Genomic DNA, 10,210 nt, shown 5'->3' with positions numbered 1-10,210 from the left:
AGCCCTTCAACGACACCAGAGGATGGTGCTTCAATGTCGCAGTTCAGCTCCACGCCCGGCTCGCGATCGGTCATCGGACGCAATTCCCCGGGGTCAGCGGTGCTCTTCGTCCTGATGCCGGTACTCGCCGCCACCTCCGTCCGGCCCGAGCTGCGCGGCCGGGCGATGAGCGTACCCGCGACGCTCGGTCCGCTCGGCGCCGTCACCGGGCCGGTGGTCGGCGGTCTGCTGCTGGACCACCTGGGTTGGCGGGCGATCTTCCTCGTCAAGCTGCCGGTCTGTCTGGCCGCCGTCCTGATCGTGCGGCGCCACGCCCCGCGCCGCGGCGGGCTGCGACCGCCCGACCGGGCCTCCCTCGGCGACGCCGCGCTGATCGGCGCCGCCGTGGCCGCCGTGCTGCTCGGGCTGACCCTGGCCCCGGAGGCGCCGCAGTGGCTGCTGCTCGCACTGCCCGCCGTACCGCTGGTGCTGCTCTGGCTGCGCCGCCCGGGCGGTCAGCCGGTGGCCGAGGTGCTGCGGGCCGCCGGAACCGCCGGGGTCAACGCCTCGGTGCTGGCGCTCGCCGCCGGCTTCGCCGCCTGCCACTACCTGCTCGCCCAGCACCTGCGCGGCCCCCGAGGCGAGAGCGCCACCGCGACCGCGCTCACCATGCTGGCGTTCCCGCTCGGCATGGTGCTGGCCGGCCGGGTCGGCGGCCGGCTGGCCGACCGCTGGGGCGCCCGTCCGACCGCGCTCACCGGCGCCGCCGTCACCACCCTCGGCCTGGCCCTGCTCGTCCCGCTGGACGCCGGCTGGTCCGCCCCTGACATCGCCGCGCGACTCGCCCTCGCCGGTGCCGGGATGGGCCTCAACGGCGGCCCCACCCAGGCCCTGGTGATGTCCGCCTCCCCGCCCGGGAAGCTCGCCACCGCCGGTTCCGCCGTCCAGCTCGCCCGCAGCCTCGGCTTCGCTCTCGGCCCGGCCCTCGCCACCGCCGCCGCCCTCGCCGGGACCCGCGACACCACCGGGACCCGCGCCGGGATCGCCCTGGCCGCCCTGGCCGCGGCGACGGCAGTCGTCCTGCTCGCCCTGCACCACCGCGGCACCCGCGCCGACCGCAGCATCCGCAGCTGACTCCGGCACCCGACGCGCGCCACCCCCGCCCATCGCACCCCGCACCCCGCACCCCGCACCCCGCACCCCGCTCACTGTGACGACCACCCGCCCCGCACCACCGAAGGATCACCCCCAGATGACCGACGCCACGCCCGACACCCCGCGCTGCCCGTACGGGCACGACCGGCTCCCCTCCCCCGTCCCGCTGTACGGCCCGGAGTACAAGCGCGACCCGTACCCGCTCTACCGGCGGATGCGCGAGGCCGGTCCGGTGCACCGGGTGGAGTTCCCGAGCGGCATCCATGCCTGGCTGGTGACCGGCTACCGGGCCGCCCACTCGGCCCTCAACGACCCCCGTCTCGGCAAGAACCACGCTCTGGGCAACGACAATTGGCGCCGACTCGCGTCGATCATGCCCGAACCGCAGCACTCGCAGTTGCAGGTCCACCTGCTCCACCAGGACCCGCCCAAGCACACCTCGATGCGTCGGCTCGTACTGGACGCCTTCGCCCCGCGCCGGGTGGAGTCGCTGCGCCCCCGGTTCCGGGAGCTGGCCGACGCGCTGGTGGACGAGCTGCCCGAGTCCGGCGGCGCGGACCTGGTGGCCGGCTTCGCGGCCCACTACCCCTTCCGGGTGCTCGCCGAAGTCATCGGCCTGCCGTCCGAGTTGGCGCAGCGCTTCGACCGGGACTGGGGCAAGGTGGTCCAGCCGGTCGGCCCGCAGGACCCCGGCCGGCCGGCGTACGAGGCACGGCTGCGCGGCCTCCAGACGTACATCGCCGACGTCGTCGCCCGCAAGCGAGCCGACTGCCGGGAACCCGGTTGGGTGGCCCAGGAGGACCTGCTGGGCCGGCTCGTCGCCGCCCATGACGCGGGCGAGTTGAGCCGCGCGGAGCTCGACTCGATGGTGTTCCAGCTGCTGGTCGCCGGGCAGGAACCGGTCACCAACCAGATCACCACCATGCTGGTGACCCTGCTGCGCCACCCCGAGCAGCTCGCCCGGCTGCGCGAGGGCATCGACGAGCCCGGCCGGCTCGCCCGGGCGGTGGAGGAACTGCTGCGCCACGACGCCGCGTTCGAGCTCACCACCTGGCGGTTCTTCGCCGAGGACAGCGATCTGTTCGGCACCACCGTCCCGGCCGGAGACTCCGTGATCGTCTCGCTCTGCGCCGCCAACCGCGACGACGAGCAGTTCCCCGACCCCGACCACCTCGACCTCGACCGCACCCCCAACGCCCACCTGGCCTTCGGCCACGGCATCCACTACTGCCCCGGGGCCGCACTGGCCCGGGCCGAACTCCAGGTCGCCCTCGCCACCCTGCTCAGCCGGCTGCCCGGTCTGCGCCCGGCCGAGGCGCCCGGCGACGGTCTGGCAGACCTGGCCTGGGTTCCCGCCGTCCTGGCGCGCGGGGTGAACCGGCTGCCGGTCGCCTACGACCGCCGCAGCTGACCCCCGGGGCACCAGGCACCACCCGGCTCCGCCCGCAGCCCGCAGCCCGCAGTCCCTGAACCGCAGCCCGCAGCCCGCAGCCCGTACCACCTTCCGTGGAGGACCCACCATGCCGCCCGTCGGCACCGCCCCTGCCGCCATCACCCCTGGCGCCACCCCCGCCACCCCCGCCCCGGCCCTCGAAGACCGCCCCTCGGCCGAACGGCTCGCCGCCCGCGTCCTCGGCCTGCTGATGCCGCACCGCCGCGCCGCGGACCCGGAGTTCGACGCCCGACCGGAGCACTTCCCGCTCCAGCTGGCGCAGTTGACGGACTTCATCGCCGCCGGCGAACCGATCGTCCTGACCCTGCCCGGCTTCCCCTGCAAGTCGCCGAACCCGGCAAAGGTGCTCGGCCACCTGCCCGACGAGGGCGAACGGCTCTCGCTGACCTTCCTCGACGGACTCTGCGCCGAGATCGGCCGCCTGCACGCGCCCGGCGCCCGCATCCTGATCTGCTCGGACGGGCACGTCTTCGGCGACCTGATCAACGTCCCGGACGACCACATAGACGCCTACTCGAACGCCCTGACCGCCATGATCGGCCGCGAGGGCCTGACCCACCTCGACACCTTCGACCTGCGGGCCGTCCTCGGCGACCTCCCCTACGACGAGAAGCGCGCCCGGGTCCACGCCCGGTACGCTCCGAGCGTCGAGGAGTTGCGCGAACAGGTGCTGACCGAGGAGGAGACCCTACGGCTCTACCGGGGCATCACCCGCTTCCTCACCGAGGACACCGTCGGCTTCACCGGCACCCGCTCCGCCCTCCAACGAGAGTGCCGCCGCCGCGCCTACGGCGTGATCCAGCGCAGCCGCGCCTGGGGCGAGCTGATCGCCGAGCACCATCCACGCGCCGTCCGGCTGTCCATCCACCCGCAGCCGGCCGGAACCGCCAAGTTCGGCATCCGGCTGCTGGCGGCAGCCGACGCCTGGACCACGCCGTGGCACTCCGCGGTGCTCCACCGAACCGGTGGTGAGCGGGAGTTGCTGCGCAGCGAGGAGGCCGCGCAGCTCGGCCGGCTGGTGCTGCGGGACGGCCGGCCGAGCCACTACGAGTGCCGCTAGGGCCCGCCTTCGAACCCCCGCCCAGCCCTGCGACCGGGCTGTCGGTGCGTACCCCTACCGTGGGCGCATGATCGATTCGCAACTGCTCCGCACCCTGCGCGGACGCTTCCCCGACCGCAGCGCCGAGGGCCGTACGGCGCCGCTGCTGCCGGGGCATCAGGTCACCCCCGTCCTGTGGGTGAGTGACGGGCCGGCGCCGGAGGGGGTGTGGCAGCGACTGCACCGGGAACACCCGCGCTCGGGGCTGTGGCCGCTGCTGCTGGAGCCGGGCGACGCCATCCCGGGCCTCGACGGGCGGGACCTGGGGCTGGAACCCGGGGAGCCGGGGGAGCCTGCGCTGGACGGGTACGACCCGGCCGCCCTGCTGCGCGAATGGTGGGAGAAGGCGGTGCTGTGGTGCCCCTCGGGCGATCCGCAGGACCGGGCGGGGCTGCTGGCGGAACTGGCGCCCTTCGGCGACACCTGGCCGGGCCCGGCCCCCGCCGCGGCGCCCCAGCGGGAACCGCAGGAGTGCGCCGACCGCCTGGCCCGCCAACTGCTGCGCGCCCGGCCGGGCCTGCGGATCGGCCTGGTCCGCGCGGACGGCGGCGCCGAGGCGCTGGCCGCCTGCGGCTGGAACGGCACCAACGGCCACGGCGACAGCGGCGAGATCGCCGCCGTGCTGCGCAGCTGGCAGCAGCGCTTCGGCGCCCGGGTCGTCCAGGTGGGGGCCGCCTCGCTGGAGTTGAGCGTCGCGGCGCCGCCGGCCGGCCCGGAGGAGGCGCTGTTGGTGGCGGCCGAGCACGTGGCGTTCTGCCCGGACAACCTGTCCCAGCACGGGGAGGGCCTGGCCGACTACGCCGAGGAGCTGGTCGGCACCGGCAACTGGGGCTTCTGGTGGGACTGATGGGGGGCTGGGGCCCGTAGGGAGCTACCGCCCCGGCACGGCGGCCTCCGTCGTCGCCGGGGCGCGGTGGTCGAAGGCGATCAACGGGTCGCCGGTGAGGGGGTGTTCGACCACCGCCGCCCGCACCCCGAAGACCTCGGCCAGCAGGTCGGCGGTCAGCACCTCGCGCGGTGCCCCGGAGGCCACCAGGGCGCCGCGGTGCAGGACGTGCAGCCGGTCGCAGACCGAGGCGGCGGCGTTGAGGTCGTGCAGGGCCACCAGGGTGGTGCGGCGCTGCTCCCGGAGCAGGGCGAGCAGTTCGACCTGGTGCCGGACGTCCAGGTGGTTGGTCGGCTCGTCCAGCACCAGGACGTCCGGCTGCTGAGCGAGCGCGCGGGCCAGCAGCACCCGTTGCCGTTCGCCACCGGACAGTTGGGCGAACCGGCGGTCGGCGGCCTCGGCCATGCCGACCCGGACCAGCGCCTCGGCGGTGATCCGGTGGTCCTCGGCGTCGTCGGGCGCGAAGGCCCGCTTGTAGGGCGTGCGGCCCATCGCGACCACCTCCCGGACGCTCAGCTCGAAGTCCCCGCCGCGCTCCTGGGGCAGCGCCCCGATGTGCCGGGCGGACTGTGCGGGCCGCAGCTCCGCCAGGTCCCGCCCGGCCAGCAGCACCCGGCCGGCGCTGGGCCGCAGGTGCCGGTAGACGGTGCGCAGCAGGCTGGACTTGCCGCTGCCGTTGGGCCCGACCAGTCCGGCGATCTCCCCCTCCTCGGCGATCAGATTGGCCCCGGCCAGCACCGTCCGGCCGGCCAGGGCGACGCTCAGGTCCTCGACGGCGATCCTCAACTGCGCTCCAGTCGTCGGTCCAGCAGGTAGAGCAGGGTGGGGGCGCCGACGACGGCGGTGACCACGCCGATCGGCAGTTCCTGGCCGTCCAGCGCGGTGCGGGCCACGGTGTCGACGACGACCAGCAGCAGCGCCCCGGTGAGCGCGGACAGCGGCAGCAGCCGGCGGTGGTCCCCACCGACCAGCAGCCGGCACACGTGCGGCACCATCAGTCCGACGAAACCGATCGCCCCGGAGACGGCGACCAGCACCCCGGTGAGCACACTGGTGACGACGAAGACCTCGCGGCGCAGCCGGGTGACGTCCACGCCGAGCCCCGCGGCCGTCTCGTCGCCCATCAGCATCGCGTTGAGGCCCCGGGCGCGGGCCTGGAGCAGGGCCAGTCCGAGCGCCACGGCGACGGCGGGGACGGCGAGTTGGGCCCAGACGGCGCCGCCGAGGCTGCCCATCAGCCAGAACAGCACACCCCTGGTCTGCTGCTCGTCGCTGGTCTGCAGGACCAGGTAGCTGGTGATGCCGCCGAGGAACTGGGCGATGCCGATGCCCGCGAGGACCAGGCGCAGCGGGGAGAATCCGCCGCCGCGCCGGGCCATCAGCCAGACCAGCGAGAACGCGGCCAGCGCGCCGGCGAACGCCGCCAGGGAGACGGTGAGGCCGAGCGCACTGCCGAAGGAGAGCTGGAACCCGAGGGTGGTGCCGAGGACGATGGCGGCGACAGCCCCGAGCGAGGCGCCGGAGGAGATGCCGAGCAGGTAGGGGTCGGCGAGCGGGTTGCGGACCAGGGCCTGCGCGGCGGTGCCGACCAGGCCGAGCCCGGCGCCCACCACGGCCGCCAGCAGGGCGCGTGGAACGCGCAGTTGCCAGACGATGAGGTCGCGGGTGCCGGGTTCGGGGGACTGCCCGGTGAGCCGGCGGGCGACCACCGACCAGACCTCGCCGGGCGGGACGTCGACCGAGCCGAGCGAGACGGCGGCGGTCAGCGCGAGCACCAGGGCGGCGGCGAGGGCGGCGGCCAGCGGCCCGGCCCGCAGGGTGCGGGCCGGGCGGGCTTCGCCGCGCTCCTTCCGAGCGATGGCCGAAGTCACCGGCTACTGCCCGTTCTTGGCGAGGTCGGGGCTCTTGACGAGGTCCGGATGGACGGTCGCGGCGATCTGCCGGACGGCGTCGGCGTTGCGCACCCCCGCGATGGTGGTCACCTCGGAGCCGAGCCGGACGAAGTGCCCCTCCTGGACGGCCTTCAGGCCCTGGGTCGCGGGGAAGCCCTTCAGGAAGGCCTCGGCCTCGTCGAAGGCCTTGCGGGTGGCCTCCTCACTGCCCCGGTTGCGCACGGCCAGCTGGATCCAGTCCGGGTTCTTGGCGACCACGTCCTCCCAGGACCCCGGCTTGAAGTCGGCGTCGCAGTCGGCGAAAACGTTGCGTGCCCCGGCCTGGGTGATCACGGCGTTGGCGACCTGCCGGCCGCAGACCGCCACCGGCTGCTTGGTGCCGGCGTCGAAGTCGAAGACGAAGTAGCTCGGCCGCTGCCCCTCCGGCACGGCGGCGAGCGCGGTGCGGACCTCGCCGAGCTGCTTCTCCATCCCGGCGACCAGCTCCTCCGCCCGCGCGGCGGTGCCGGTGACGGCGCCGAGCCGGCGGACGTCCTCCTCGATCCCGGCGAGGTCGGTGCGCGGCGCCTTGGCGGCCTTCGGCGTCCCGGCGCAGGCGGTGGAGAGCAGGTACACGTGCTGGATGCCGGCCGCCGCGTACTCCTCCTCGCTCGGCCCGGTGGCGCCGCCGCCCATCATCGGCATCGCGCCGAAGGTGTCCACGTAGAGGTCGGCGCCGGAGCCGAGCAGCTTCTCCTTGGCTATGCCCTTGTCCCCGAGCACCGGCACCCTGGCGCCCTGCTCGGCGAGGGCGGCGGGCAGGGTTCCCTTGCCGGGCGGGAAGCCGGTGCCGATCACCCGCTCCCCGGCACCGAGTTGGAGCAGCAGCTCCAGGCTCGACGCGTTGCTGGTGACGATCCTGGCGGGCGCCTTGGCGATGGTGGTCTCCTTGCCCGCGCAGTCGGCGACCTTGACGGGGAATCCACCGCCCGGGCCGGCCTGGGCGGTGACGGAGGCGCTCGATCCGCCCCCGGTCCCGCTTCCGCAGGCCGTGGCGAACAGGGCGACGGCGGCCGCGATTCCGCAGACGACGCGAGGACGCATGACAACTCTCTCCTGGTCGGTGACCGTGCTCGGTGACGGTGCTGGGTGACCGTGCCCGGTGACGGTGCTGGTGCTGGTGCTGGTGCTGGGTGATCGTGCTGAGGGCCCGTGCTGCGGACCCGGACCAGGTAGTCGGGCGTCCGGGGCTGCGGGTTCCCGCCCGTTCGCGACCGGTTGCCGCCGGTGCGCCCCTGGGCTCGTACGCCGCCGACCGCCCCGGACGTAGGCTGGCCGGATGGCCGACCCCACCGCCCTTCGCGACGACCTCGACCTCCCCGTCCGGCTCGGGCCGCGCCCGCCCCGCCGGGTGGTCTCGCTGGTGCCCTCGCTGACCGAGGCGGTCGCCGTCACCGCGCCCGGGCTGCTGGTCGGCGCCACCGACTGGTGCAGCCACCCCGCCGACCTGCCCGTCCCCCGGATCGGCGGCACCAAGAGCCCGGACGTCCCGCGCATCCTCGCGCTCGCGCCGGACCTCGTCCTCGCCAACGACGAGGAGAACCGGCGCCCCGACCTGGACGCGCTGCGGGCGGCCGGCGTCCCGGTCTGGGTCACCGACATCCGCACCCTGGACGACGCCTTCCGCTCCCTGGACCGGCTGCTGACCATCGCCTGCGGGCTGCCCCGGCCGGCCTGGCTGGACGAGGCGGAGGCGGTCTGGTCCCCGGTCGGGGGCGGCAGCACTCCTCCGGAGCCCGACGGCCCGCGGACCGTCGTGCCGATCTGGCGCCGCCCGTGGATGGTCCTCGGCCGCGACACCTTCGCCGGGGACCTGCTCCGCCGTCTGGGCCTGCGGCTCGTCCACGCCGACCACCCCGAGCGCTACCCGGCCATCCCGCTACCCGAACTGCTCGCCTGCCGGGCGGAGTTGGTGGTCCTGCCGGACGAGCCGTACCGCTTCACCGCCGAGGACGGCCCGGAGGCGTTCCCGGGCACTCCGGCGGCACTGGTCAGCGGGCGGCACCTGACCTGGTACGGGCCGTCGTTGGTGACCGCCCCGGCCGTGCTGCGGCGGGCCCTCGACCACCCGTCCGGTCCCGGCGGTACGGGCACCTCATAGGATGACCGCCACTCACCGGCGACCGCCGGTGACCAGTGGGGGGACCACACATGAGAGTGAGCACGACCCGGCGGACGCTGGTCCTGGTGTCCGCCGTCGGCGTCTCGACCGCCGTCCTGGCCGGCTGCGGGACCGAGCACGCCGGCCGGCACCAGGACGCGTCGTCCGGCAGCACCCCGGTGGCCGCGAGCGCCTCGGCCGTCACGACACCGAGCGGGAGCCCGTCCGCGGACACCGCCCCGAGCCCGACCGCCCCGGCGAGCACGAGCCCCGGCGCCACCCAGAGCCCGAGCGCCGGCCCGGGCAAGTCCGCAAAGCCCGCCCCGAGCACCCAGCCGGGCAGCGCCGCCAAGGCAGGTGCCGGTGCCGGCAGCCTGCCCGCGGGGGTGCCCACCCAGCCGCCGGTCGCCAAGCCCGTCGTCGTGGCCCCGGTGCCGAGCGCCAAGCCCGGCCCGGTCGCGCCCCCGCCGCCCGCGCCCGCGACCCCGCACGTGCCCCCGGCACAGAGCGGCTGCACGCCCAGCAAGCCCCGGCCGGACGAAGCCAAGGAGACCGTCGGCGCGGCGCTCGCGGCGGCGGCCGGCCAGTCCCGGACGCTCAGGCTCGGCACCGGCGGCACCGACCAGCTCCCGCCGCTGCCCGTCAACCTGGTCAAGGCGATCGCCTGGCAGGAGAGCGGCTGGCAGTCCGGCATCGTCGCCTGCGACGGCGGGATCGGCACCATGCAGGTCATGCCGAACACCGTCAGCTGGATGAACGGCAAGTTCGGCACCACCTCGGACCCCGCCACCCTCACCGGGAACGTCCAGCTCGGCACCCAGCTGCTCGACTGGCTCGTCGCCTACTACGGCGACTCCTCCTTCGGCGGCAAGTACGACCTCTCCCCCGACCCGGCCACCGGCAAGACGCCGCTGCTCGACCTGGTCGTCTCCGCGTACAACGCGGGCGCGGGCAACGTCCACTACAACGCCGTCACCGACCCGGCCACCGGCGAGGTCGTCGGCAGCCTGGCCATCCCCAACCCGGCGTACGTCGCCAACGTGAAGGCCCTGATGTCCAGCCAGCCGTGGAACAAGGCCGGCTGACGGAGGGCACCCCCGGAACACGACAGGGCCCGGGACGCATGACCGCGTCCCGGGCCCTCGGCCTGACGGCCGTACGTCGTCAGCCCCGCGCGGCGGCGACGGCGGCGCCCAGCGCCTCCTTGATCCGGGGGCCGAGGCGGGCGAAACCCAGCTCCTTCATGGCCGCCCGCAGCAGCTCCTCGTCCGTCCGCTCGACACCGTCGCCGTCCACCCACCGCACGACGGCGAGCAACTCGTCGGCGGAGTAGGCGGTCACGGGGCGACCGGGCGTGAAGTCCGGCTTCGCGGGACGGGCATCGGCCTCCGGCTCGGCGGCGGGAGCCTCGGCAACAGCGACGGGCTCGGGCTCAGTCTCGACGGCGGGCTCCTCGGCCTCGACCGCAGGCGCCTCCACGACAGCCTCGGCCGCGGGCTCCGTCACCTCTACGGCAACAGCCTCGGACTCGACGACGGGCTCCACGACAGCGCTCTCGGCGACGGTCTCGGGCTCGACCTCGGCCACGACCTCGACCACCTCGGCC

General features: G+C 75.1%; 10 protein-coding genes. 6 read left to right on the top strand and 4 right to left on the bottom strand.

The features are described 5' to 3' along the window. The first annotated feature begins 33 nt into the window (after positions 1 to 33). From ACIRRH_RS26825 to ACIRRH_RS26810, 4 genes are all read left to right on the top strand, one after another. A complete protein-coding gene (locus ACIRRH_RS26825; RefSeq protein ID WP_403072304.1) occupies positions 34 to 1,113 on the top strand; it encodes an MFS transporter in 1,080 nt (359 codons plus the stop codon). A 118-nt stretch (positions 1,114 to 1,231) separates the two neighbouring features. Beyond that, positions 1,232 to 2,545, top strand: a complete 1,314-nt coding sequence (locus ACIRRH_RS26820; RefSeq protein WP_403072301.1) for a cytochrome P450 — start codon at positions 1,232 to 1,234, stop codon at positions 2,543 to 2,545. Between the two features lie 109 nt (positions 2,546 to 2,654). After that, positions 2,655 to 3,647: an L-tyrosine/L-tryptophan isonitrile synthase family protein gene (locus ACIRRH_RS26815; RefSeq protein ID WP_403072298.1), complete on the top strand. Its 993-nt coding sequence runs from the start codon at positions 2,655 to 2,657 to the stop codon at positions 3,645 to 3,647. 67 nt (positions 3,648 to 3,714) lie between these two features. After that, positions 3,715 to 4,533 (top strand): DUF4253 domain-containing protein, encoded by an 819-nt coding sequence (locus tag ACIRRH_RS26810; RefSeq protein ID WP_403072296.1) that lies wholly within the window; start codon positions 3,715 to 3,717, stop codon positions 4,531 to 4,533. Between the two features lie 24 nt (positions 4,534 to 4,557). Here the strand turns inward: ACIRRH_RS26810 and ACIRRH_RS26805 are convergent, their stop codons facing one another. From ACIRRH_RS26805 to ACIRRH_RS26795, 3 genes are read right to left on the bottom strand one after another with little or no spacing between them, the layout of a single operon-like run. After that, entirely contained in the window at positions 4,558 to 5,358 is an 801-nt protein-coding gene (locus ACIRRH_RS26805) for an ABC transporter ATP-binding protein (RefSeq protein ID WP_403072293.1), read from the bottom strand. Continuing rightward, complete coding sequence (locus ACIRRH_RS26800; protein ID WP_403072290.1) at positions 5,355 to 6,443, bottom strand: FecCD family ABC transporter permease; 1,089 nt, start codon at positions 6,441 to 6,443, stop codon at positions 5,355 to 5,357. Before ACIRRH_RS26800 ends, ACIRRH_RS26805 begins: the two co-directional genes overlap by 4 nt. Positions 6,444 to 6,446: 3 nt before the next feature. After that, positions 6,447 to 7,547 carry an ABC transporter substrate-binding protein gene (locus ACIRRH_RS26795; protein WP_403072287.1) on the bottom strand — a complete coding sequence of 367 codons (1,101 nt, stop codon included), beginning with the start codon at positions 7,545 to 7,547 and terminating at the stop codon, positions 6,447 to 6,449. A 235-nt stretch (positions 7,548 to 7,782) separates the two neighbouring features. On the opposite strand from ACIRRH_RS26795, the gene ACIRRH_RS26790 reads away from it, so the two are divergent. Both ACIRRH_RS26790 and ACIRRH_RS26785 read left to right on the top strand, forming a co-directional pair. Next, entirely contained in the window at positions 7,783 to 8,604 is an 822-nt protein-coding gene (locus ACIRRH_RS26790; RefSeq protein WP_403072284.1) for a helical backbone metal receptor, read from the top strand. Between the two features lie 50 nt (positions 8,605 to 8,654). Continuing rightward, positions 8,655 to 9,689, top strand: a complete 1,035-nt coding sequence (locus ACIRRH_RS26785; RefSeq protein ID WP_403072281.1) for a transglycosylase SLT domain-containing protein — start codon at positions 8,655 to 8,657, stop codon at positions 9,687 to 9,689. Positions 9,690 to 9,768: 79 nt separating this feature from the next. Here ACIRRH_RS26785 and ACIRRH_RS26780 read toward each other — a convergent pair. Further along, positions 9,769 to 10,210: hypothetical protein (locus ACIRRH_RS26780; protein ID WP_403072278.1), on the bottom strand; the 442-nt coding region annotated here is incomplete at its 5' end.

It is taken from the genome of Kitasatospora sp. NPDC101235 (assembly GCF_044767505.1).
In the GTDB taxonomy this organism is placed as follows: domain Bacteria; phylum Actinomycetota; class Actinomycetes; order Streptomycetales; family Streptomycetaceae; genus Kitasatospora.
Note: the sequence above shows the minus strand (reverse complement) of the source record. Positions and strands in the feature narration are given on the sequence as shown.

What these genes read in the sequence shown, in the direction of transcription:
- ACIRRH_RS26790 (WP_403072284.1), top strand. Translation starts at nt 7,783, where the DNA reads ATGGCCGACCCCACCGCCCTTCGCGACGACCTCGACCTCCCCGTCCGG.
- ACIRRH_RS26795 (WP_403072287.1), bottom strand. Translation starts at nt 7,547, where the DNA reads ATGCGTCCTCGCGTCGTCTGCGGAATCGCGGCCGCCGTCGCCCTGTTC.
- ACIRRH_RS26810 (WP_403072296.1), top strand. Translation starts at nt 3,715, where the DNA reads ATGATCGATTCGCAACTGCTCCGCACCCTGCGCGGACGCTTCCCCGAC.
- ACIRRH_RS26785 (WP_403072281.1), top strand. Translation starts at nt 8,655, where the DNA reads ATGAGAGTGAGCACGACCCGGCGGACGCTGGTCCTGGTGTCCGCCGTC.
- ACIRRH_RS26825 (WP_403072304.1), top strand. Translation starts at nt 34, where the DNA reads ATGTCGCAGTTCAGCTCCACGCCCGGCTCGCGATCGGTCATCGGACGC.
- ACIRRH_RS26820 (WP_403072301.1), top strand. Translation starts at nt 1,232, where the DNA reads ATGACCGACGCCACGCCCGACACCCCGCGCTGCCCGTACGGGCACGAC.
- ACIRRH_RS26815 (WP_403072298.1), top strand. Translation starts at nt 2,655, where the DNA reads ATGCCGCCCGTCGGCACCGCCCCTGCCGCCATCACCCCTGGCGCCACC.